This window comes from Variovorax sp. P4_B10, from assembly GCF_056402375.1.
The window spans coordinates 1-20,960 of the sequence record NZ_JBFUHN010000100.1 but is presented as its reverse complement, the minus strand read 5'-3'; the positions used below and the strand labels follow the sequence as shown (position 1 = coordinate 20,960).

Genomic DNA, 20,960 nt, shown 5'->3' with positions numbered 1-20,960 from the left:
GTGGCAGCTGGGTCCGCGCCTTTGAAGCCGAGTGCCTGAAGATCCAGTTCCTCGACGAAGGCGTCGACCACTCGCACCGGGTTGTCTTCGCCGATATAGTCATCAAGACATTCCGGCAACAGCGCGACCTGCTKTCGGTCTTCGCCTTCGATGAATCGCTTCATGGGCACCTCGCTTGAAACGGTGCACCGATTTTATTTTTTGACGGGCGGGACTGGAAGTCTTTTCACACAGCCTCGGCCGAAGTCAGCCGATGTCTACCGCTTCCTGCTGACTGTGCCGTCGAAAGTCTAGCGTCTTGACAATGTTCGAGAGCCGTTCCATAGGGTCTTCCGCACATTGATACCAAGTAAGAAGCATGTAGTGCCTCACCATGTGTTTGTAGTCAACATCACCAACTAGTCGCGCGGTCCATCGCTCATTTGGTGCCCAAAGATCGGTGTCGCGTGGAGTAACTTCAATTTCACGCTCAAGATCATCGAGTCCATAGACTAGGACACCGGACCGCGTCATCGCACTACGTCCCTGAATGAGGCGAAACTTTCGAGCGAGATACGGAGTGCCTTCAAGCATGCCTGCATAAGCATCGTCGCCCGTGACGCTTTCAGGGCGAACGATGATGCCTTTTGAATCTGTCATATCACGCACTGACGTTTACCTCCATCGGTTGTTTGTGCGCCAAGCACAGCTAATAGGCGAGCTGCTACCGCTTGCCAGGTGCGCGTGAACTGCGGATGACCGCTTTTGGGCGAATTCTGCCTTGTGGCTGAGCGACTGCTCGTGGCCAGACTGCGCCGGTGACAGTGCCCATCTGATCGTAGCTCCTCACAGAAGCTCGATGATCAACTTGAACGCGGCGAACGGAGCAATGTCGGCATTCTTGCGTTTACGGAAGCAGACCACAAAATCCGTATAGCCATACGAGTCACTACCGTCATTGGGGGCCAGACTCAGGTGGCATTGAAAGTCGCATCGATCTGCGGCCGCCCTCGTGCCGAAATCGATCGAGTCAAGGCTCCAGCTTCCTTCGTCGCGTGCAAACGACCTCGCGAGCCTGAGTGCCGCTTCGCGTATCTCTTGGAAGTGCTCGGCTACTTGACGCAGAAGATCGACAGCGATGTCACTGGGGAGCCCGTTGTTTTCGGGCAGGAGGACTTCGATGCCACCAGCAGCTTCGAAGAAAAAACTCCCCTTACCGTCGAACTTCCCATCTGCGAGACTGAACAATAAGGAATGCGGCCCAGAAGGAGGGATAGCTCCCGGGAAGTACTCGGCTTCGATGGCTTCATTCGAAAGAGATTCGGACTCCATATGGTTCCCTGATTCGATGTGATTCACGGGCTACCCGAGTGACTGAGAGGTCCGGTACCCCGGGCGAAGGTCTGCTTGTAGTTGAGTTCTTCGTCCAAGTCGACCGTCTGATTCTGGCCGCATCCCGCCACACGTCTACCTCGCTCAACAAAGGCGATTAGACCGTTAGTTGGCCTTCACCAATTCAGCGGCGAGAGTCCTCTGAATGGCAAGCAGGCGTTCTAGCGGCGGTCGCGCACCGCGCTCAGCGATAACAACGTTGATCGGGATCTGCTTCAATGCCGTGGCAGCCGTCACCGTGAGCGTCGTTCCGAACTCGCCACCTTCCAGCTCGCCATCGGAAGTGGCAGCAATGTATACAGCATGGAGATCACCTCTGACGACCCCAAAGTTCTTGGCGGAAGCGCGCGCCGGATCGCCGGCGTCCAGCGCGCGCTTTGCTTTCTGGAACGCGCGTTCGATGCCTTGCTCGTCACCAGAGAGCAATGCCAGGTACGTGTCCCGCGGATAGCTGATACGACCGATTTCGCCTTTTCTAAGTGCTGCGAGAACAAATCCATACTGATGCAAGCGCTGTCGTTTGCCGGTGCGCACCTGAGCCAGTTCGTCGCAGTTGGCGAATCCCATAAGCAGGCGATTCGCGGGTTCGAACCCTTGGGCCGAGTTGGCTATCAGCGCGCGCTCTGGCACGGATTCCCCGATCGCGCAGTAGCCCTGGGGCAATTGAATCTGGAAGGTTTTGCCCGCTGCGGTGAACGTCTCGGCATGGCTGCCAAGAATCACGCTGATCAGGGTTAGGAACGCCGAGGCGCGCAGTATGGAAACGACTCTCATGAAGTTTGCAATCCTGCCACATGCCGGGACGTCCGTTCTTGGCCGCATTGTGCCGGTCGAGGCTGAAATCGTCAGTTTTCTAGAATTTACCGCTACTGCTTGCGGCTTGAAGATGCATCCTGCAGGCCCGTAACTCGATGGGAGACCATCATGGAAACTGCAGGAAGTGCCATCCACCTCGCTCCATGGAACAAGGGCAAGATCGGCGGGCAGAAGGCGCCTTTCAACAACAGCAGCCGTTCGAGCGCGCCGGTCGATCGACTGCGACCAGTCTGAAGCGAACATCGAACGCAGTCATACCAAAGTCGACCGCGGCCGACACCAGCCCTTCGGACTTCTGCTTGTCCGCCGCCCGTCTCTCACGAAAGCTCAGTGGTACGCCCCCGCACGTCCATCTGCAATCCGCCGCAGCGGTCGAACCGCCAACGCCGCAGCCGCGCTTATCGTGCACAGGGCATCGGGTGCTCCCCGCAGCGAAATAAAGGAGGGGCGGGGGACATTCGCGGAGGGGAGCACCCGGTGTCCTGTGCACGCGCCCCGAAAAGGGTCCCCACAGGCCCGGCAGCTAAGGAAACCCCCGATACAGGAGTGGACATTCACCACCTAGCATCGAAGGCTGTTCCCCTGTCGAGGTGTACGGATCGCGTCCCGGCGTCCGCCCGGTGACATGGCGTCTTGCCTCACCTGCCCTTCCTGCGATGACAACTCCTCCCGAGTCCGGCCCCACGCTGGACGCCGCCAGCCCCCTCCCCCCCGACATCGAAGCCGCTGACGAACCCACCAAGGTTCCCCTCGCCATCGAAGACTGGCTCACCGTCATCATCATGGGCGCGCTGGCGCTCATCACCTTTGCCAATGTGCTGGTGCGCTATTTCACCGACTCGTCCTTCGCCTGGACCGAAGAGTTCTCGGTGTTCCTCATGATCATGCTGGCGCTGGTGGCCGGCTCGGCCGCGGTGGCGCGCGACCGGCACATCCGCATCGAGTATTTCTCCGAGAGCGGTTCGATGGCCCGGCGCCGGCGGCTCGCGCAGTTCGGCGCGCTGACGATCGCCATCCTCTTCGGCCTGATCGGCGCGCTCAGCATCCGCATGGTGTGGGACGACTACCGCTTCGAGGAGACCACGCCGGGCATCGGGCTGCCGGCCTGGTGGTATTCGATCTGGCTGCCGATCGTGTCGTTCGCCATCGCGCTGCGCGCGGTGGGCCTGATGATCCGTCGCGGCCGCAAGGACAAGTTCGACAAGGACAACGGCAAGGGCGACGCACAGTGATCGCCACCCTGCTTTTTGTCGCCTTCGTCGCGATGATGCTGGTGGGCGTGCCCATCGGCGCCGCGCTGGGCCTGGCCGGCGCCGCCTGCATCGCGCTGGCCAACAGCGACGCCCAGTGGTTCGGCCTGCTGGCCGTGCCGCAGAATTTCTATGCCGGCCTCGGCAAGTACCCGCTGCTGGCCATTCCGATGTTCGTGCTGGTCGGCTCCATCTTCGACCGCTCGGGCGTGGCGCTGCGGCTCGTGAATTTCGCAGTGGCCATCGTCGGCCGTGGCCCCGGCATGCTGCCGCTGGTGGCGATCGCGGTGGCGATGTTCCTCGGCGGCATCTCGGGCTCGGGCCCGGCCAACGCCGCCGCCGTGGGCGCTGTGATGATCGCGGCCATGTCGCGCGCCGGCTACCCGGCGGCCTTCTCGGCCAGCGTGGTGGGCGCGGCGGCGGCCACCGACATCCTGATTCCACCGTCGGTCGCCTTCATCGTTTATTCGGTGCTGGTGCCCGGTGCCTCGGTGCCGGCGCTGTTCGCGGCCGGCATGATCCCGGGCGTGATGGCCGGCCTGGCGCTGATGATTCCGGCCGTGCTGCTGGCCCGCAAGCACAAGATGGGCGCGCTCGAAGCGACGCTGCCGCGCCCGCCGTTCTGGAAGAGCTTTCGCGAAGCGACCTGGGGCCTGGCCGCGCCGGTGCTCATTCTGGGCGGCATGCGCGCGGGCTGGTTCACGCCCACCGAAGCGGCGGTGGTGGCGGTGTTCTACGGCCTCTTCGTGGGCATGTGCATCCACCGGACCATCAAGGTGCGCGACCTGTTCGTGATCCTGCGCGAGTCGGGCGAGTTGTCGGCGGTGATCCTGCTGGTGGTGTCGCTCGCGGGCATCTTTGCCTACTCGCTCTCGACGCTGGGCGTGATCGATCCGGTGACGCGGGCCATCGTGAATTCGGGCCTGGGCGAATACGGCATCCTGGCGCTGCTGATCCTGCTGCTGATCACGGTCGGCATGTTCCTCGACGGCGTGTCGATCTTCCTGATCTTCGTGCCGCTGCTGCTGCCCATCGTGCAGTACTACAAATGGGACCCGGTGTGGTTCGGCGTGATCCTCACGCTCAAGGTCGCGCTCGGCCAGTTCACGCCGCCGCTCGCGGTGAACCTCATGGTCTCGTGCCGCATCGCCAAGGTGCGGATGGAGGAGACCGTGCGCTGGGTCGGCTGGATGCTGTTCTCGATGTTCGTGGTGATGGTGCTCGTGATCGCCTTCCCGGAGCTTGCCCTGTGGCTTCCGCGCAAGCTGGGGTACTGAGGTGAGGCCGCTTTTCGTTCGTCGGGTTGTGGGGCATTCAGGGCGCGCTCACGCCGACGGTGTGCTCTGCTCCGCGAATGTCCCCCGGCGCGGCCTAGGGCCGCATGCCTCCTCCTTTATTTCGCTGCGCAGAGCACACCGCCAGCGTGATCGCTCAGCGCAGCGGTTGATCGGCCGGCACAACGGCAGCGTCCATTGTGCACAGGGCACCGGGTGCTCCCCGCAGCGAAATAAAGGAGGAGCGAAGCGGGGGACATTCGCGGAGGGGAGTACCCGGTGTCCTGTGCACGCGCCCCGAACGCTCCCGGCCCCACAGTGCCCAGAAAATATTCCATGCTTAGTTGTTGTGTTCAGAAAACAAGGAGACCTCTCATGAAATTCCGCCGCACCCTGCTCGGCCTCGCTGCCGCAGCGACCGCCCTGGGCATGTTCTCGACCGGCGCCATGGCGCAGGCCACCTACAAGCCCGAGTACAAGATGTCGCTGGTGCTCGGCCCGCCGACGCCCTGGGGCCAGGCCGGAAAGATCTGGTCCGACCTCGTGAAGGAGCGCACCCAGGGCCGCATCAACATCAAGCTGTACCCCGGCGTGTCGCTGATCCAGGGCGACCAGACGCGCGAGTTCAGCGCGCTGCGCCAGGGCGTGATCGACATGGCCGTGGGCTCGACCATCAACTGGTCGCCGCAGGTCAAGCAGCTCAACCTGTTCTCCATGCCCTTCCTGATGCCCGACTACGCGGCCATCGACGCGCTCACGCAGGGCGACGTGGGCAAGGAAATGTTCAAGACCCTCGACAAGGCCGGCGTGGTGCCGCTCGCCTGGGGTGAGAACGGCTACCGCGAGATCACCAACTCGAAGAAACCCATCAGGTCGCCCGAGGACCTGAAGGGCATGAAGATCCGCGTGGTCGGCTCGCCGATCTACTCCGACATGTTCACCGCGCTCGGCGCCAACCCCACGCAGATGAGCTGGGCCGATGCGCAGCCCGCACTCGCGAGCGGCGCGGTCGACGGCCAGGAGAACCCGCTCTTCCTGTTCACCGTGCTCAAGATGCAGACCGTGGGCCAGAAGTTCGTGACCACCTGGGGCTATGTGGCCGACCCGCTGGTGTTCGTGGTGAACAAGGAAATCTGGGCCTCGTGGACTCCAGCCGACCAGGCCATCGTGCGGCAGGCGGCCGTCGACGCCGGCAAGCAGGAGATCGCGATCGCGCGCAAGGGCCTGGTGGAAGCCGACAAGCCAGTGCTGAAGGACATCGCGGGCATGGGCGTGACGGTGACCACCCTCACGCCGGCCGAGCGCGAAGCCTTCGTGAAAGCGACGCGGCCGGTGTACGACAAGTGGAAGTCGACGGTGGGCGCGGACCTCGTGGCGACGGCCGAAAAAGCGATCGCTGCGCGCAAGAAGTAGGCAGTGCCAAAAAAGGATCGGGGTGGGCCGCGACAATGGCGCGATGCACACCCTGATCATCGACACGGACCCCGGCGCGGACGATGTGATCGCACTGCTGTTCGCCATGGCGGCGCCTGAAGCACTGAGGATCCAGGCGCTGACCACGGTGGCCGGCAACGTCCCGCTGGCCAAGACATCCCGCAATGCACGCCTCGCCTGCGAGTGGGCCGGGCGACCGGACATTCCGGTCTACGCGGGTGCCGAGCGGCCCCTGCAACGCCCACCGGTCTACGCTGCCAACATCCACGGACGCGAAGGCCTCACGGGGGTCGAGGTGCACGAACCCGCGGCGCCGCTCGCCGAAGGCAGCGCGGTCGACTACCTCATCCGCACTTTGCGCGCTGCGCCCGAGAAGAGCGTGACGCTCGCGATGCTCGGCCCGCAGACCAACCTCGCGCTGGCGCTCGAACAGGCCCCCGACATCGTGCGCGGCCTGCGCGAACTGGTGCTCATGGCCGGCGCGCATTTCAACGGCGGCAACATCACGCCGACGGCGGAGTTCAACGTGTTCGCCGACCCGCATGCGGCCGAGGCGGTGCTGAAGAGCGGCGTGCCGATCACCATGCTGCCGCTCGACGTGACGCACAAGATCCTCACGAGCGAAGAACGCATCGCGCGGCTGCGCAGCCTGGGCAACAAGGCCGGCGCGATCGTCGCCGACATCCTCGACGCCTATGCGCCGCAGGAGATGAAGCACTACGGCATGCCGGGCGGCCCGGTGCACGACGCCACCGTCACGGCCTACCTGCTGCGGCCTTCGCTCTTCCGAGGCCGGCGGATCCACGTCGAGGTCGACACCCGCGAAGGCATGGGCTTCGGGCAGACCGTGGCCGATTGGCACGACAGCCTGCAACGGCCCGCCAACGCGACCTGGATCATCGACGGCGACGCGCAGGGCTTCTTCGACCTGCTGACGGAACACATCGCACGATTGCCTTGAGCCTCGTGGCCTTGTCGAAGGCCTCATGAAAAAAGCCACGCTGCGATGCAGCGTGGCTTTCCGGTTGGTTTGTGCGACAGCCGATCAGTGCTGCAGGATCTTGTTCAGGAAATCCTTCGTGCGCGGCTGACGGTTCTCGGGGTGGTTGAAGAACTCGTCCTTCGGGCAGTCTTCGAGGATCTTGCCGCCCACGTCGATGAAGATCACGCGGCTCGCGACCTTGCGGGCGAAGGCCATTTCGTGCGTGACCACCATCATGGTCATGCCTTCCTTGGCCAGGGCCACCATCACGTCGAGCACTTCGCCGACCATCTCGGGGTCGAGCGCCGAGGTGGGTTCGTCGAACAGCATCACGATCGGGTCCATCGACAGCGCACGGGCGATCGCCACGCGCTGCTGCTGGCCGCCCGAGAGCTGACCCGGGAACTTGTCCTTGTGCGCCATCAGGCCCACGCGGTCGAGCATCTTGAGGCCACGGGTCTTGGCTTCATCGGCACTGCGGCCCAGCACCTTGATCTGCGCGATCGTGAGGTTCTCGGTCACCGACAGATGGGGGAACAGCTCGAAGTGCTGGAACACCATGCCGACCTTGGAACGCAGCTTGGGCAGGTTGGTCTTGGGGTCGTGCAGCGGGATGCCGTTGACGGTGATCTCGCCCTTCTGGAAGGGCTCGAGCGCGTTCACGGTCTTGATGAGCGTGGACTTGCCGGAACCCGACGGGCCGCACACCACGACCACGTCGCCCTTGGAGATATTCACCGAGCAGTCGTTGAGCACCTGCACCGGGCCGTACCACTTGGAGACGTTCTTGATTTCAATCATTTTTTCGGACATTTCTTTCTCTCCGGTTCAGTTCACTCGATCAGCGAATGATGGCAATTTTCTTGTGCAGCCGTTTCACCAGCCAGGAAAGGGCGTAGCACATGACGAAGTACACGACGGCCGCGAGCAGGTAAGCCTCGATCGGACGGCCGAAGTTCTTGCCGGCGGTCTCGAAGCCCTTGAGCATGTCGTAGGCGCCGATGGCATACACCAGCGAGGTGTCCTGGAACAGGATGATGGTCTGCGTGAGCAGCACCGGCAGCATGTTGCGGAAGGCCTGCGGCAGCACCACGAGGCGCATGTTCTGGCCGTAGGTCATGCCGACCGCCTGGCCTGCGTTGACCTGGCCGCGCGGGATCGACTGGATGCCCGCGCGCATGATCTCGCTGAAGTAGGCGGCCTCGAACGCGACGAAGGTGATCACGGCCGAGATTTCGGAGCGGTAGTTGGAACCGAGCGAGCCGAACATCGAATAGAACGACGCCGGCACGAGCAGGAAGAACCACAGGATCACCATCACCAGCGGAATGCTGCGCATGCCGTTGACGTAGACGGCAGCGGGCGCGTCGAGCCATTTCTTGCCCGACAGCCGCATGAGCGCGAGGATGGTGCCGAAGATCACGCCGCCGATCGTGGCCACGATCGTCAGCATGATGCTGAAGTAGAAGCCCTTGACGACGAAGTTGCTGATGACGTCCCAGTTGTAGAACGACAGGTCGAGATTCATCATGTCAGTGTCCTCCGCCGCCGGCGCTGGCCGAGACGATGAAGCCCGGCACGCGGGTCTTCTTCTCGATGAACGCCATGAGCCGGTTGATGGCCAGGGCCGACACCACGTAGCACGCCGTCACCGCCAGGTAGACCTCGATGCCGCGCGAGGTTTCTTCCTGCGCCTGCATGGCGAACATGGTGAGTTCGGCGACCGACACGGCAAACGCGACGGACGAGTTCTTGAAGATGTTCATCGTCTCGCTCGTGAGCGGCGGGATGATGATGCGGTAGGCCATCGGCAGGATCACGTAGCGGTAGTACTGCACCGTGGTGAAGCCCACCGCCATGCCCGCATAGCGCTGGCCCTTGGGCAGCGCCTGGATGCCCGAGCGCACCTGCTCGGCGATACGTGCGGAAGTGAAGAAGCCCAGGGCCAACACCACCAGGATGAAGCTCGGTACGCCCTTCATCACCGGTATCAACGCCGGAATGACGTGGTACCAGAGAAAGATCTGCACCAGCAGCGGAATGTTGCGGAACAACTCCACCCAGGCATTGCCGAAACGCACCAGCCACGGGCTGTCGGGCAGCGTGCGGATGATGCCCACGAGCGAGCCCAGCACCAGCGCCACGATCAGCGCCAGCAGCGCGACGGACACCGTCCAGCCCCAGGCCGACAGCATCCATTGCCAGTAGCTCGGATATTCCCCCCCCGGGTCCTGCAGGAACACCTGCCAATCCCAGTTTCCCATTTCTTAACTCCTTCACCGTCTTCGAAAAAACCGTCCCTTGAAAAGAAACGCCCACCGCGAAAGGTGGGCGTCATTCACGCAGCGACGCGCGCTTATTCCTTGGTGACGTACTCTTCCGCGGGCTTGTCGTTCGGGTTGGCCCATGCGTTCTTGGTGGCTTCGCCCAGCGGCAGGCCGATGGTCACGCCTGCCGGGGGAATCGGCTTCAGGAACCACTTGTCATAGAGCTTGGCCAGCTCGCCCGACTTGGCCTGTGCCTTGATGCTGTCGTCCACGGCCTTCTTGAAGGCGGGGTCGTCCTTGCGGATCATGATGCCGATGGGTTCGACGGCCAGCACGTCCGACAGGATCTTGTAGTCCTTCGGCGACTTCGACTTGGCGGCCAGGGCAGCCAGGATCGAGCCGTCCATCACGAAGGCGTCGGCGCGGCCGGTTTCGAGCAGCAGGAAGCTGTCGGAATGGTCCTTGCCGTAGACCTCCTTGAAGGTCAGGTTCTCGGCACGCTTCTGCTTGCGCACGGTTTGCAGGGGCGTGGTGCCGGTGGTGGTGGCCACCGTCTTGTCCTTCAGGTCGGCCAGCGAGTTGATGCCCGAGTTGGCCTTGACGACGATCTTGGTTTCTTCGACGTAGGTGGTCACGCCGAAAGCCACGTCCTTCTGGCGGGTGGCGTTGTTGGTGGTCGAGCCGCACTCGATGTCCACGGTGCCGTTCTGCACGAGCGGGATGCGGTTCTGCGAAGTGACGGGCTGGAACTTGACTTCGAGCTTCTTGCCGGCGGCCTTCTCGAGGTCCTTGATGATGTTGGCGCAGACGTCGTAGTGGAAGCCGGTGTACTGGCCGTTGCCCAGCGTGTACGACAGGCCGGAAGATTCGCGCACGCCTTCGGTGATGGTGCCCGAGGCCTTGATCTTGGCCAGGGTGTCATTGGCCTGAGCGAAGGCGCCGCTGGTGGCGAGCGCCGCGATTGCCAATGCCATTACTTGTTTTTTCATACAGAAAACTCCTGAGGGTGACTGAAACAGATACAACGAAATTCTAGACATTCGCATTTTGCGGGATACCCGGACCAACCCGGTGCATTCGAGCGAACGTTGCACCGGCCGTGCGCATTGCGGCGCCAGCCTGGTGCGATCCTGCCTCCTGGCATTGTCCGACTTTCACTAAGCAGCCTTTGTGCCCGAAGGCTCGGCAGCCGTGGGAACCGGTGCGGCCGACAGGCGGACCGGCTGGGTCAGGTTCTCGGGCACGAGCAGCGCCTCCATCTCGGCGCGGGTCATGATGCCGAGCGATTCGGCCACCAGGTCGATCGGCCCGCCGGTGGCCAGCGCCGTCTTGGCGATGAGCGCGGCCTTCTCGTAGCCGATCAGCGGATTGAGCGCGGTGACCAGCGTGACCGACTCGCGCACCCGCTTCGCCAGGAATTCGCGGTTCGCCTCGATGCCTTCGACGCAGTTGTGCTGCAGCGTGTTGCAGGCGTTGCTCAGGTGCTTGATGCTCTTGAACAGGCTCCAGCCCATGATCGGCTCGAAGGCGTTGAGCTGCAGCTGGCCGGCCTCGGACGCCATGGTCACGGTGATGTCGTTGCCGATGACCTCGAAGGCCACCTGGTTCATGACTTCCGGAATCACCGGGTTGACCTTGCCCGGCATGATCGACGAGCCGGCCTGCCGCGCGGGCAGCCGGATCTCGCCGAAGCCGGCCTGCGGGCCGCTGGAGAGCAGGCGCAGGTCGTTGCAGGTCTTGCTGAGCTTGGTGGCCACGCGCTTCAACACGCCCGACAGCTGCACGAAGGCGCCAGTGTCCTGCGTGGCCTCGATCAGGTTGGCCGCCTGCTTGAGCGGCACGCCGGTCTGTTCGGCCAGGTATTGGCAGGCGAGGTTGGCATAGCCGTGCGGCGCGTTGATGCCGGTGCCGATGGCGGTGGCGCCGAGGTTGATTTCCTCGATCAGCGCGCGCGCCTCGCCAAGGCGGGCCTCGTCCTCCCCGATCATGATCGCGTAGGTCAGGAACTCCTGGCCGAGCGTCATGGGCACCGCGTCCTGCAGCTGGGTGCGGCCGATCTTGAGGATGTCCTTGAACTCGAGCGCCTTGGCCTCGAAGCTGCGGCGCAGCGAGGCCATGGATTCGAGCAGCTTGGCGATGGCGAACCACAGTGCCAGGCGCACCGCCGTGGGGTACACGTCGTTGGTGCTCTGCGAGGCGTTGACGTGGTCGTTCGGGTGCAGCACGTCGTAGCGCGCCTTCTCGTGGCCCAGCTTTTCGAGCGCGAGGTTGCAGATCACCTCGTTGGCGTTCATGTTGGTCGAGGTGCCGGCACCGCCCTGGATCACGTCGACCACGAACTCGTCGAGCAGCTTGCCGTCGATGATGTCGTCGCAGGCCAGGATGATCGCGGCGGCGCGGTCGCGGTCGATGGCGCCGAGGTCGGCATTGGCGCGGGTGGCCGCCTTCTTCACATAGGCCAGCGCGCGAACGAGGTCGGGCATGGCCGAGATGCGGGTGCCGGAGATCGCGAAGTTCTCGACGGCGCGCGCCGTGTGCACGCCCCAGTAGGCGAGCGCAGGAATCTGCTTTTCGCCGAGGAAGTCGTGTTCGGTCCTGAAATTGGCGCTCATACCGGTTCCTTGGCTAAAAAAAAGCACGCGTGTGGCGCGTGCCGGAAGCGTTGCTGTGACAGCGGCGAAAAAAACTGCCGCGACTGTAGTACCGCCGTGCTCATGGCGCCAATGCTGTTTGCGGGGGGTCCTATGCGCAGCATTTATAGATTGTGCGGTGCACAAATCCGATGTCAACGGGGCGGCTGGGTGCCGACGAGGTACGACCAAAGCGCGTCTGCCGTGCGCTTGGGCTGGCCCTCGGCCGCCGTGGCGACCTTGGAAGCGCGGCCGGTGCCGGTCTTGACCGGGACCGGCGCGCTCGGCCGCTCGCGGTAGGCGCGGATTTCCATCGTCGCCTCGAGGCTGTCGATCTCGGGCGGCAGCGCGCTCACCAGCTTGCGGGCCTTGATCTCCTTGCGCACCGCGCTCTGCGGCAGGAAGGCGATGCCGTGGCCTTCGAGCGCCATGACCTTCAGGCCTTCGGCCATGTCGGTTTCATAGACCCGGTCGAGGTGGATGGCGGTGCCGGATTCCTTCAGCAGCTGATCGACCACCCGGCCCAGGTAGGCGCCGGGCGCATAGCCCAGGTAGGGCAGCGGCTGGCCCGGGCGGCCCGGCAGCCGGAAGCGCGGCGCGCCTTCGGCATCGGCCTTGACCCAAGGGGCCACGGTTTCCTCGCCCAGGCTGACCATCTCGTACTTGTTGTTGTCCAGCTGCAGCGGCTGCGAGGGGTGGTGGTAGGCGATCAGCAGGTCGCAGCTGCCTTCGACCAGGCGCAGCACGGCGTCGTGCACGTTGAGCGCGATCAGCCGGCTCTTGATCGGCCCGAAGTGCTCGCGCAGGCTGGTGACCCAGGACGGGAAGAAGGTGAAGGCCAGCGTGTGCGGCACCGCGATCTCGATCACGTCCTGCCCGGCGGCCGAGTGGCCGCGCAGCATGGCGCGGGTGCTCTGCAGCGACTGCAGCATCTCGATGGCCTGGCTGTAGAGCGTCTGGCCCGCGGGCGTGAGCCGCGTGGGGTAGGAGCTGCGGTCGACCAGATCGGTGCCGGCCCAGCCCTCGAGCGCCTGGATGCGGCGGGAGAACGCGGGCTGCGTCACGTGCCTCAGCTGGGCCGAGCGGCTGAAGCTGCGGGTCTCCGCCAAACTGATGAAGTCTTCTAGCCACTTTGTTTCCATACGCGGCGATTATGCGAGCGCCGCGCCATACTGGGCTCCCCCTCCTTTTCCCGCATTCGCCATGCCTTCAGCCGACCTGCTCGACCTCAGCGCGACCGAACTCTCGCGCCGCATCGCGGCCCGCGACGTCTCCTGCCTTGAACTGATGCAGGCCTCGCTGGCCCGCATCGAGGCGCTCAATCCGCGCTTCAACGCCATCGTGTCGCTGCGAGAGCCAGCGCAGCTGCTGACCGAGGCGGGCGAGCGCGATGCCGAACTGGCACGCGGCGACCGGCGCGGCTGGATGCACGGCTTTCCGCTGGCGGTGAAGGACCTGAGCCACGCCGCCGGCCTGCCGACCTCGATGGGCTCGCCGCTGTCGCCGCGCTCGCCGGCGTGCACCGACAGCCTGCATGTCGCGCGCATGCGCGCGGCCGGCGCCATCGTCATCGGCAAGACCAACACGCCCGAGTTCGGCCTCGGCTCGCATACCTACAACACGGTGTTCGGCATCACCCGCAACGCCTATGCGCCCGACCGCAGCGCGGGCGGCAGCAGCGGCGGCGCGGCCGTGGCGCTGGCCCTGGGCATGCTGCCGGTGGCCGACGGCAGCGACATGATGGGGTCGCTGCGCAACCCGGCGGCCTTCAACAACGTGATCGGCATGCGGCCTTCACGCGGCCGCGTACCGGGCGATCCCGAGCAGGAGCTGTTCTTCCAGCAACTGGGCACCGAAGGTCCGATGGCCCGCACGGTGGAAGACGCGGCACGGCTGCTCGCGGTGCAGTCCGGGTTCGACGCGCGCGTGCCGCTGTCGTCGCCGCACGCCCTGCCCTCGCCCGACACGCTGCAGCTCGACGGCGACGGCAAGGGCCTGCGCATCGGCTGGCTCGGCAGCATCTGGCCCGAGCTGCCGCTCGCGCCCGGGATCCGCGAGCTCGGCGAACGCGCGCTCGACACCTTCCGCGCCATCGGCTGCGAGGTCGAGCCCTGCACGCTCGACGTGCCGCGCGCGCACAACTGGAGCGCCTGGCTGCGGCTGCGCCAGTTGCTGGTCGGCGGCAAGCTCGGCGCCTACCTGAGCGACCCGAAGCTGTTCGCGCAGCTGAAGCCCGAGGCGCAGTGGGAAATCGAACAGAGCCGGCATCTCGATGCGGCCTCGCTGTACCAGGCCTCGCTTTACCGATCGAACGTGTACCGCGCGTTCCTCAAGCTGTTCGAGCGCTTCGACTTCGTCGTGGCGCCGACCGCGCAGGTGTTCCCGTTCGACGCCGAACTGCACTGGCCGGCCGAGGTGGCCGGGGTGCAGAGCGACACGTACCACCGCTGGATGGAGATCGTCACGCCGTTCACGCTGGCCGGCCTGCCGACGCTGAATGTGCGGGCCGGGTTCGGCGAGGGTGGGCTGCCGATGGGCCTGCAGCTGGCGGGGCCGATCCATGCGGACCTCGACGTGCTGCGGCTGGGGCATGCCTATGACCAGGCCTGTGGATGGGCCTCTCGTCGCCCCTCGGTCTTGGTGTGACTCCCTCCCCTTCCGGGGGAGGGTTGGGGTGGGGGCACGCGGCGTATCCATCGGGCGCTCTGCCTGCCCCCATCCCAACCTTCCCCCAGAGGGGGAAGGCGCAAAACCTCAGATCGGGGACACGACGCCGCGCCCCGCGAAGTGCCCTTCGGCATTCGCGAGGAAACGGTCCACCGACGCCTGCGTCGCCTCGGGCGACCAGCCGGCCATGTGCGGCGTCAGCAGCACGTTGTCGAGGCCGACCAGCGGCTCGGGGCGCTTGGGTTCGCTCTCGTAGACATCGATGCCCGCACCGGCGATGCGGTTCTCGCGCAGCGCAGCGGCCAGCGCCTCGGTATCCACCACGCTGCCGCGGCCGATGCTGACCAGGTAGCCCTGCGGCCCCAGCGCGTCGAGCACTTCGGCATTGACGAGGTGGCGCGTGGCCGGGCCACCCGGCGCGGCCAGCACCAAAAAGTCGGCCCAGGTGGCGAGCGACTTCAGGTCGTCGAAGTAGCGCTGCGTCGCGCCTTCGCGCGGCTTGCGGTTGTGATAGCCGATCTCCAGGTCGAAGGCCGCCGCGCGCCTGGCGATCTTCTGGCCGATGGTGCCCAGACCCAGGATGCCGAGCTTCTTGCCCGAGACGTTGGCCGGCTGCGGAATGGCTTCGCGCCAGACACCCTCGCGGCACAGCCGGTCGAGCTTGCGGAACTCGCGCACGATGCTGATGAGCATGCCGAAGGCGTGGTCCGCCACGCAGTCGTCGTTGGTGCCGGCACCATTGGCCGTGACGATGCCGCGGGCGCGCGTGACCTCGAGCGGCACGCCTTCGTAGCCCGCGCCCATGCAGCAGATCAGCTCGACGGCCGGCATGGCGGCGATCTCCTCGGGCGTGATGCCGATCACGCCGATGGTCAGCACCGCGTGGAATTTCTTGCCGTGCTCGACAATCGCGGCGGCCCGCTCGGCGGCGCCGAAGGCATAGGTCATGTCATAGACCTCGGCAATCTGGGCCTGGTGGGCGCTCGAGAGGCTGTTGAGCACCAGCAGGGGAATCTTGGTCGACACGTGGGAACTCCTGGATCGAAAAAACAAGGGACGAATGATCGGGCTAGAGCAGCGGTGCTGCTTCGCTCTTTTGCAAAGCCCACATCTGTGCATAGCGGCCCTGTTTCGCCAGCAACTCGGCATGCGTGCCGCGCTCGACGATCACGCCCGACTCCAGCACCAGGATCTCGTGCGCATCGACCACCGTCGACAGGCGGTGCGCGATGACCAGCGTGGTCTTGTCCTGCGCCGCGCTCTTGAGCTCGGACTGGATGGCGCGCTCGTTGGCCGAGTCGAGTGCCGAAGTGGCCTCGTCGAAGATCACGATCGGCGGGTTCTTGAGCAGCGTGCGCGCGATGGCCACGCGCTGCTTCTCGCCGCCCGAGAGCTTGAGGCCGCGTTCGCCCACGGTGGTCTCGTAACCCTTGGGCGTAGCCGAGATGAAATCGTGGATGCGCGCGGCGCGCGCGGCGCCTTCCACCTCTTCGCGGGTAGCACCCGGACGGCCATAGGCGATGTTGTATTCGACCGTGTCGTTGAACAGCACCGTGTCCTGCGGCACGATGCCGATCGCGCGGCGCACGCTCGACTGGGTGACCTCGCGGATGTCTTCGCCGCCGATGGTGATGCGCCCCTGCTGCACGTCGTAGAAGCGGTAGAGCAGCCGCGCCATCGTGGACTTGCCCGAGCCCGAGGGGCCGACCACGGCCACTGTCTTGCCGGCCGGGATTTCGAAACTCACATGCTTGAGGATGGGGCGCGCGGGCTCGTAGGCGAAGCTGACGTCTTCAAAACGGATGGTGGAGTTGGCGCCGCTGCCCTCACCCCCGCCCTCTCCCGGAGGGAGAGGGGGCAAAGACAAGGGCTGCGCGCCCGGCGCATCGCGCACCTCGCGCTCCTTCTCCATCAGCACGAACATCTTGTCCAGGTCGGTCAGGCTTTGCTTGATCTCGCGGTAGATCACGCCCAGGAAATTGAGCGGAATGTAGAGCTGGATCATGAAGGCGTTGACCATCACCAGGTCGCCCAGCGTCATGCGCCCTTCCACCACGCCCGAGGTGGCGCGCCACAGCATCAGCACCAGGCTGACGGCGATCAGCAGCTGCTGCCCGGTGTTGAGCATGCTCAGCGTGCGCTGGCTCTTGATGGCCGCCTTGCGGTAGCGGTCGAGGCTGGCGTCGTAGCGCCTGGCCTCGAACTCCTCGTTGTTGAAGTACTTGACCGTTTCGTAGTTCAACAGCGAATCGACCGCGCGGCTCTGCGCCATCGAGTCGAGCTCGTTCATGGTCTTGCGGAACTGGGTGCGCCACTCGGTCATGGTCACCGTGAAGGTGATGTAGAGCACCAGCGCCGCGCCCGTGATCCAGACGAACAGCGAATCGAACTTCACGCCCAGGATCGTGAGCACCAGCGTCAGCTCGATGAGGGTGGGCACGATGCTGTAGAGCGACATCGAGATGAGCGAGTGCACGCCGCGCGTGCCGCGCTCGATGTCGCGCGTCATGCCGCCGGTCTGGCGCTCCAGGTGGAAGCGCAGGCTCAGCGAGTGCAGGTGGCCGAACACTTCCAGCGCGATCTGCCTGGCCGTGCCCTCGGTGGCCTTGGCGAAGATCAGCTCGCGCAGTTCGCCGAAGAGCGCGGTGGAGAAGCGCAGCAGTCCGTAGGCCAGAAGGAGCCCGATCGGCACGATCAGGAGCGCCTGGGCCAGGTCGGGAGCACCCGACTTTGGCGTCATCGTGTCGATCAGGTTCTTCAGCAGCACCGGCACGCCCACGTTGGCCACCTTGGCGCCCACCATGAACATGAGCGCGGCGATCACCCGCCACTTGTACTGCCAGAGGTAGGGAAAGAGGCGGCGCAGCGTCGCCCAGTCGGAGCGGTCGCTGCGCGCCGGCGGGTGGCCGGCGACGGTGTGGGGGGAAGGAAGGGCTTCGCCGCTGCGGCGCATGAGGGACAATCGTGGTTGCTTGTTTGTTGCAGATTGTGCCCATGTCCGATATTTCCAGCGCGGCGGCTGCCGCCACTCTCAAGAGCCTGCCCACCGACATGGAGCTGGTGCTCAAGGTCATCCCGATGCCGGCGGACTGCAATGCCAACGGCGACATCTTCGGCGGCTGGGTCATGGCCCAGTGCGACCTGGCCGGCTCGGTGATCCCGGCGCGCTACGCCAAGGGCCGCCAGGCCACGGTGGCGGTCAACGAATTCATCTTCAAGCAGCCGGTGCGGCTGGGCGACATCCTCTCGTTCTATTCGAAGCTGGTGCGCATCGGGCGCACCTCGGTCACGGTGACGGTCGAGGTGTTTGCCGAGCGCTTCCGGGCGCAGGGCGAGTACATCAAGGTGACGCAGGCCACCTTCACCTACGTGGCGATCGACGACAACGGCCGCCCGCGAGTCATCGAACAACAGCCCTGAACCACGGGCTCCCGGCTCAGACGCCCGGGTCGCGCACCCGCTCGAAGCGCTCGAATTCGCGGTTGATCCAGCGCCCGTCTCGCCGCTCGGTGCGGCGGATGTAGACGGTCTGCACGATGTCCCGCGTATGGGCGTCGATCTCGATCGGGCCGCGCGGGCTTTCGAACTTCAGGCCCCGGAAGGCATCCACCAGCCGCTCTGCGCCCACGCCGCCACGCGCGGCGGGCGAACTCATCGCGGCATCGATCGCCGCCAGCGCGTCGTGGGCCGCGACCGCGAAGTAACCCGGCCGCAGGTGACTGCCGTATTCGGTCTCGAAGGCGCCCGTGAAGCGGCGGTTGGCCGCGGATTCGTGGTCGAACGAGTAGTGGTGGCTGGTCACGAGGCCGTCGGCCAGCTCGCCGATGCCTTCGAGGTAATGGTCGTCGGTGGCGTCGCCGGTCGCGAGCAGGCGGATGCCGGTCTCGGCCATGCCGCGGTCGCGCCAGAACTTGAGAAAGCTCGTCGGCATCTGCCCCGAGGGCAGGAAGAAGAACACCGCCTGCGGCTTGAGCTCGCGCAGGCGCAGCATGTAGGCCGAATAGTCCAGCGTGGCGAGCGGCACGCGCAGCATCGCGCCGACCCGGCCGCCGCCGGCGGTGATGCCCGAGACGAAGGTGCTTTCCGCGTCGACACCCGAGGCATAGTCGGCCACCACGGTACAGACGTTGCGCAGGCCTTGCTGGAGTGCCCAGTGCGCCAGTGGCAGCGTGACCTGGGCGATGGTGAACGACACCCGCACCGCATACGGACAGCGCGCCGTGATGCCCGAGGAGGCCGCATTCATCACCAGCAGGGGCACCTTCGCCTGCGCGGCGACGGCGCCGACGGCATAGGCGTTGGAGCTGAAGTCCAGCCCTGCCAGCAGGTCCACCCGCTCGCTCTCCACGAGATCTTGCGCCTGGCGGCGTGCCTGCTCGGGCGCACTGCCCGGCACGTCGCGGCGCAGCAATTCGACGGGCCGGCCCGCGATGTGATGGTTGTGCGCACCGAGCCAGACCGACATGCCGGCATCGAACTGGCGCCCGCCGCCCGCGTAGGGACCGGACCAGGAACCGATGAGCCCGATGCGCAAGGGACGCACGCGCGCCAAGGCCAGCGAGGGCACGGCCAGGGTGGCCGCGAGCAAGCCCAAAGTACGCCTGCGCGCAGGACCGAATGCTACTTTTTCAGTAGCATCAATTGCCCGCTGGGTGGGCGTTTCAGGCGGCCTTGTCTCGAAAACTTGCACGGCGGACAGTGTACGCGGCCACTGTCTGCGGGCCAACGCGGAGTGCCCCTCAGACCTTCGAGAAATCCGGCTTGCGCTTCTCCATGAAGGCGCCGAAAGGCTCGCGCGCCGCGGGTTCGCGCAGCATGCGGCCGAAGCTCGCGCCCTCCTCGCCCATGCGCTCGAGCACGGCGGGCATCTGCGCCTTCTTCAGCAGGCGCTTGGTCTCGACCAGCGCGCTCAGCGGCTTGGCTGCGAGCTTGCGGGCCTGCGTCTGGGCGATGCCATTGGCTTCGGTCGGCGGCACCACGCGGTTGACCAGGCCCACTTCGAGCGCGGCCTCGGCCATGAAGGGCTCGCCCAGCAGCAGCGCCTCGGCCGCGCGGTGGTAGCCCAGCATCTGCGGCACCAGCAGGCTCGACGCCGCTTCGGGGCACAGGCCCAGGTTCACGAAAGGCATCGAGAAGGCCGCGTTGTCGCCTGCATAGACGAGGTCGCAGTGAAACAGCATCGTGGTGCCGATGCCCACGGCCGGGCCGCAGACGGCGGCAACGATGGGCTTCGGGAAGGTCGCGATGCCGCGCAGGAAGCGGAACACCGGCGACGCTTCGCTGGCGGGCGGCGCATTGAGAAAGTCGCCGATGTCGTTGCCCGCGCTGAAGATCGTCGGGTCGCCCTGGATCAGCACGCAGCGCACCGCGGCTTCGCTCTCGGCCTGGGCCAGCGCATCGGCCATCTCGGCGTACATGCTGCTGGTGATCGAGTTCTTCTTGTCGACGCGGTTGAAAGTGATGGTCATCACACCGGCTTCGGTGTGGACGAGGATGTCGCTCATGGGAATGGTCCTTGGATAAAAACGGGTGATGACGACGCGGTCAGGCGTCGAGGGCTTCGCGCACGAAATCGAGGCGGTCCTGCCCCCAGAACATCTGGTCGCCGACGAACATGGTGGGGGCGCCGAACACCCCGCGCTCCACCGCTTCCTGCGTGACGGCCTTCAGGCGGTCCTTCACCTCCTGCGCGCCAGCCAGCGCGAGCAAGGCGGTGGCGTCGAAGCCTGCATTTTGAAGCACGGCGCCGACGGTCGCGGGGTCGTTGAGGTTCTTCGGTTCGACCCACATCGCGTGGAAGACCGCATCGACATACGCGCCGAAGCGCGCCGGCTCCTTCATCTGGATGCCGGTGGCGCCGCGCATCAGCAGCAGCGTGTTGATCGGGAAATGCGGGTTGTGCACGAAGGGCACGCCGTAGCGCTTGGCGAAGCGCTGCAGGTCGGTCGTCATGTACGGGCCCTTGGGCTTGATCTCTGCGGGCGAATGGTTGCCCGTGGCCTGGAACACGCCGCCGAGCAGCATGGGCTTCCATACCAGCTCGGCGCCGGTATCGGCGCAAATGTGCGGCAGCTGCGTGGCGGCCAGGTAGGCGGCGGGGCTGCCGAAGTCGAAATAGAAGTCGACGGATTTCGTCATGTGGGTCTCCTTAGGGGGGCGTGTGTTCGGGGTGCGTGCACAGGCCACCGGGTGCTCCCCTCCGCGAATGTCCCCCGCTTCGCTCCTCCTTTATTTCGCTGCGGGGAGCACCCGGTGCCCTGTGCACGATG

General features: G+C 65.3%; 22 protein-coding genes and 1 pseudogene. 8 read left to right on the top strand and 15 right to left on the bottom strand.

The window, feature by feature from the left end; translation table 11 throughout:
* The 4 genes and pseudogenes from AC1DXX_RS29840 to AC1DXX_RS29825 form a co-directional block, all read right to left on the bottom strand.
* Positions 1 to 164 (bottom strand): annotated as a pseudogene (locus AC1DXX_RS29840) (IS5/IS1182 family transposase); the annotation flags it as partial.
* Positions 165 to 246: 82 nt separating this feature from the next.
* Positions 247 to 648, bottom strand: a complete 402-nt coding sequence (locus tag AC1DXX_RS29835; RefSeq protein ID WP_478137815.1) for a hypothetical protein — start codon at positions 646 to 648, stop codon at positions 247 to 249.
* A 177-nt stretch (positions 649 to 825) separates the two neighbouring features.
* The gene (locus AC1DXX_RS29830) at positions 826 to 1,311 is read right to left on the bottom strand and encodes a hypothetical protein (protein ID WP_478137814.1); all 486 of its coding nucleotides are present in this window, start codon (positions 1,309 to 1,311) and stop codon (positions 826 to 828) included.
* 165 nt (positions 1,312 to 1,476) lie between these two features.
* On the bottom strand, positions 1,477 to 2,145 hold the full coding sequence (locus tag AC1DXX_RS29825; RefSeq protein WP_478137813.1) for a hypothetical protein: 669 nt from the start codon (positions 2,143 to 2,145) through the stop codon (positions 1,477 to 1,479).
* On the opposite strand from AC1DXX_RS29825, the gene AC1DXX_RS29820 reads away from it, so the two are divergent.
* The 6 genes from AC1DXX_RS29820 to AC1DXX_RS29795 all read left to right on the top strand — a co-directional run bounded on the left by AC1DXX_RS29820 (position 2,144) and on the right by AC1DXX_RS29795 (position 7,106).
* Positions 2,144 to 2,278, top strand: a complete 135-nt coding sequence (locus tag AC1DXX_RS29820; RefSeq protein ID WP_478137812.1) for a hypothetical protein — start codon at positions 2,144 to 2,146, stop codon at positions 2,276 to 2,278. The genes AC1DXX_RS29825 and AC1DXX_RS29820 overlap by 2 nt on opposite strands.
* Before the next feature lie 17 nt (positions 2,279 to 2,295).
* The gene (locus AC1DXX_RS29815; protein ID WP_478137811.1) at positions 2,296 to 2,421 is read left to right on the top strand and encodes a hypothetical protein; all 126 of its coding nucleotides are present in this window, start codon (positions 2,296 to 2,298) and stop codon (positions 2,419 to 2,421) included.
* Positions 2,422 to 2,843: 422 nt separating this feature from the next.
* Entirely contained in the window at positions 2,844 to 3,419 is a 576-nt protein-coding gene (locus AC1DXX_RS29810; RefSeq protein WP_478137810.1) for a TRAP transporter small permease, read from the top strand.
* Entirely contained in the window at positions 3,416 to 4,714 is a 1,299-nt protein-coding gene (locus AC1DXX_RS29805; protein WP_478137809.1) for a TRAP transporter large permease, read from the top strand. The genes AC1DXX_RS29810 and AC1DXX_RS29805 overlap by 4 nt, the downstream gene beginning before the upstream one ends.
* Before the next feature lie 372 nt (positions 4,715 to 5,086).
* Complete coding sequence (locus tag AC1DXX_RS29800) at positions 5,087 to 6,124, top strand: DctP family TRAP transporter solute-binding subunit (RefSeq protein ID WP_478137808.1); 1,038 nt, start codon at positions 5,087 to 5,089, stop codon at positions 6,122 to 6,124.
* 43 nt (positions 6,125 to 6,167) lie between these two features.
* Positions 6,168 to 7,106 carry a nucleoside hydrolase gene (locus tag AC1DXX_RS29795; RefSeq protein ID WP_478137807.1) on the top strand — a complete coding sequence of 313 codons (939 nt, stop codon included), beginning with the start codon at positions 6,168 to 6,170 and terminating at the stop codon, positions 7,104 to 7,106.
* 84 nt (positions 7,107 to 7,190) lie between these two features.
* Here the strand turns inward: AC1DXX_RS29795 and AC1DXX_RS29790 are convergent, their stop codons facing one another.
* The 6 genes from AC1DXX_RS29790 to AC1DXX_RS29765 form a co-directional block, all read right to left on the bottom strand.
* Entirely contained in the window at positions 7,191 to 7,928 is a 738-nt protein-coding gene (locus AC1DXX_RS29790; RefSeq protein WP_478137817.1) for an amino acid ABC transporter ATP-binding protein, read from the bottom strand.
* A gap of 40 nt (positions 7,929 to 7,968) precedes the next feature.
* On the bottom strand, positions 7,969 to 8,658 hold the full coding sequence (locus tag AC1DXX_RS29785; protein ID WP_478137806.1) for an amino acid ABC transporter permease: 690 nt from the start codon (positions 8,656 to 8,658) through the stop codon (positions 7,969 to 7,971).
* Between the two features lies 1 nt (position 8,659).
* Positions 8,660 to 9,391, bottom strand: coding sequence for an amino acid ABC transporter permease (locus tag AC1DXX_RS29780; protein WP_478137805.1), 732 nt, complete (start codon positions 9,389 to 9,391; stop codon positions 8,660 to 8,662).
* Positions 9,392 to 9,483: 92 nt separating this feature from the next.
* On the bottom strand, positions 9,484 to 10,383 hold the full coding sequence (locus tag AC1DXX_RS29775) for an amino acid ABC transporter substrate-binding protein (protein ID WP_478137804.1): 900 nt from the start codon (positions 10,381 to 10,383) through the stop codon (positions 9,484 to 9,486).
* A gap of 168 nt (positions 10,384 to 10,551) precedes the next feature.
* On the bottom strand, positions 10,552 to 12,006 hold the full coding sequence (locus AC1DXX_RS29770; protein ID WP_478137803.1) for an aspartate ammonia-lyase: 1,455 nt from the start codon (positions 12,004 to 12,006) through the stop codon (positions 10,552 to 10,554).
* A 173-nt stretch (positions 12,007 to 12,179) separates the two neighbouring features.
* Entirely contained in the window at positions 12,180 to 13,166 is a 987-nt protein-coding gene (locus AC1DXX_RS29765; protein ID WP_478137802.1) for a LysR substrate-binding domain-containing protein, read from the bottom strand.
* Positions 13,167 to 13,227: 61 nt separating this feature from the next.
* Here AC1DXX_RS29765 and AC1DXX_RS29760 point away from each other — a divergent pair, with 61 nt between their 5' ends.
* Complete coding sequence (locus AC1DXX_RS29760) at positions 13,228 to 14,670, top strand: amidase (RefSeq protein WP_478137801.1); 1,443 nt, start codon at positions 13,228 to 13,230, stop codon at positions 14,668 to 14,670.
* A gap of 108 nt (positions 14,671 to 14,778) precedes the next feature.
* Here AC1DXX_RS29760 and AC1DXX_RS29755 read toward each other — a convergent pair whose 3' ends face one another.
* Positions 14,779 to 15,717 (bottom strand): 2-hydroxyacid dehydrogenase, encoded by a 939-nt coding sequence (locus AC1DXX_RS29755; protein ID WP_478137800.1) that lies wholly within the window; start codon positions 15,715 to 15,717, stop codon positions 14,779 to 14,781.
* 43 nt (positions 15,718 to 15,760) lie between these two features.
* The gene (locus tag AC1DXX_RS29750) at positions 15,761 to 17,644 is read right to left on the bottom strand and encodes an ABCB family ABC transporter ATP-binding protein/permease (protein ID WP_478137816.1); all 1,884 of its coding nucleotides are present in this window, start codon (positions 17,642 to 17,644) and stop codon (positions 15,761 to 15,763) included.
* A 41-nt stretch (positions 17,645 to 17,685) separates the two neighbouring features.
* Between AC1DXX_RS29750 and AC1DXX_RS29745 the strand changes: the two genes are divergently transcribed.
* Complete coding sequence (locus AC1DXX_RS29745) at positions 17,686 to 18,111, top strand: acyl-CoA thioesterase (RefSeq protein WP_478137799.1); 426 nt, start codon at positions 17,686 to 17,688, stop codon at positions 18,109 to 18,111.
* Between the two features lie 16 nt (positions 18,112 to 18,127).
* Here AC1DXX_RS29745 and AC1DXX_RS29740 read toward each other — a convergent pair whose 3' ends face one another.
* From AC1DXX_RS29740 to AC1DXX_RS29730, 3 genes are all read right to left on the bottom strand, one after another.
* Positions 18,128 to 19,285, bottom strand: coding sequence for an ABC transporter substrate-binding protein (locus AC1DXX_RS29740; RefSeq protein WP_478137798.1), 1,158 nt, complete (start codon positions 19,283 to 19,285; stop codon positions 18,128 to 18,130).
* A gap of 145 nt (positions 19,286 to 19,430) precedes the next feature.
* Positions 19,431 to 20,195 (bottom strand): enoyl-CoA hydratase, encoded by a 765-nt coding sequence (locus AC1DXX_RS29735; RefSeq protein ID WP_478137797.1) that lies wholly within the window; start codon positions 20,193 to 20,195, stop codon positions 19,431 to 19,433.
* 40 nt (positions 20,196 to 20,235) lie between these two features.
* Entirely contained in the window at positions 20,236 to 20,829 is a 594-nt protein-coding gene (locus AC1DXX_RS29730; RefSeq protein WP_478137796.1) for a 2-hydroxychromene-2-carboxylate isomerase, read from the bottom strand.
* Between the last annotated feature and the right edge of the window lie 131 nt (positions 20,830 to 20,960).

What these genes read in the sequence shown, in the direction of transcription:
- AC1DXX_RS29830 (WP_478137814.1), bottom strand. Translation starts at nt 1,311, where the DNA reads ATGGAGTCCGAATCTCTTTCGAATGAAGCCATCGAAGCCGAGTACTTC.
- AC1DXX_RS29820 (WP_478137812.1), top strand. Translation starts at nt 2,144, where the DNA reads ATGAAGTTTGCAATCCTGCCACATGCCGGGACGTCCGTTCTTGGCCGC.
- AC1DXX_RS29825 (WP_478137813.1), bottom strand. Translation starts at nt 2,145, where the DNA reads ATGAGAGTCGTTTCCATACTGCGCGCCTCGGCGTTCCTAACCCTGATC.
- AC1DXX_RS29815 (WP_478137811.1), top strand. Translation starts at nt 2,296, where the DNA reads ATGGAAACTGCAGGAAGTGCCATCCACCTCGCTCCATGGAACAAGGGC.
- AC1DXX_RS29810 (WP_478137810.1), top strand. Translation starts at nt 2,844, where the DNA reads ATGACAACTCCTCCCGAGTCCGGCCCCACGCTGGACGCCGCCAGCCCC.
- AC1DXX_RS29800 (WP_478137808.1), top strand. Translation starts at nt 5,087, where the DNA reads ATGAAATTCCGCCGCACCCTGCTCGGCCTCGCTGCCGCAGCGACCGCC.
- AC1DXX_RS29795 (WP_478137807.1), top strand. Translation starts at nt 6,168, where the DNA reads ATGCACACCCTGATCATCGACACGGACCCCGGCGCGGACGATGTGATC.
- AC1DXX_RS29790 (WP_478137817.1), bottom strand. Translation starts at nt 7,928, where the DNA reads ATGATTGAAATCAAGAACGTCTCCAAGTGGTACGGCCCGGTGCAGGTG.
- AC1DXX_RS29785 (WP_478137806.1), bottom strand. Translation starts at nt 8,658, where the DNA reads ATGATGAATCTCGACCTGTCGTTCTACAACTGGGACGTCATCAGCAAC.
- AC1DXX_RS29780 (WP_478137805.1), bottom strand. Translation starts at nt 9,391, where the DNA reads ATGGGAAACTGGGATTGGCAGGTGTTCCTGCAGGACCCGGGGGGGGAA.
- AC1DXX_RS29775 (WP_478137804.1), bottom strand. Translation starts at nt 10,383, where the DNA reads ATGAAAAAACAAGTAATGGCATTGGCAATCGCGGCGCTCGCCACCAGC.
- AC1DXX_RS29770 (WP_478137803.1), bottom strand. Translation starts at nt 12,006, where the DNA reads ATGAGCGCCAATTTCAGGACCGAACACGACTTCCTCGGCGAAAAGCAG.
- AC1DXX_RS29765 (WP_478137802.1), bottom strand. Translation starts at nt 13,166, where the DNA reads ATGGAAACAAAGTGGCTAGAAGACTTCATCAGTTTGGCGGAGACCCGC.
- AC1DXX_RS29760 (WP_478137801.1), top strand. Translation starts at nt 13,228, where the DNA reads ATGCCTTCAGCCGACCTGCTCGACCTCAGCGCGACCGAACTCTCGCGC.
- AC1DXX_RS29750 (WP_478137816.1), bottom strand. Translation starts at nt 17,644, where the DNA reads ATGCGCCGCAGCGGCGAAGCCCTTCCTTCCCCCCACACCGTCGCCGGC.
- AC1DXX_RS29745 (WP_478137799.1), top strand. Translation starts at nt 17,686, where the DNA reads ATGTCCGATATTTCCAGCGCGGCGGCTGCCGCCACTCTCAAGAGCCTG.
- AC1DXX_RS29735 (WP_478137797.1), bottom strand. Translation starts at nt 20,195, where the DNA reads ATGAGCGACATCCTCGTCCACACCGAAGCCGGTGTGATGACCATCACT.
- AC1DXX_RS29730 (WP_478137796.1), bottom strand. Translation starts at nt 20,829, where the DNA reads ATGACGAAATCCGTCGACTTCTATTTCGACTTCGGCAGCCCCGCCGCC.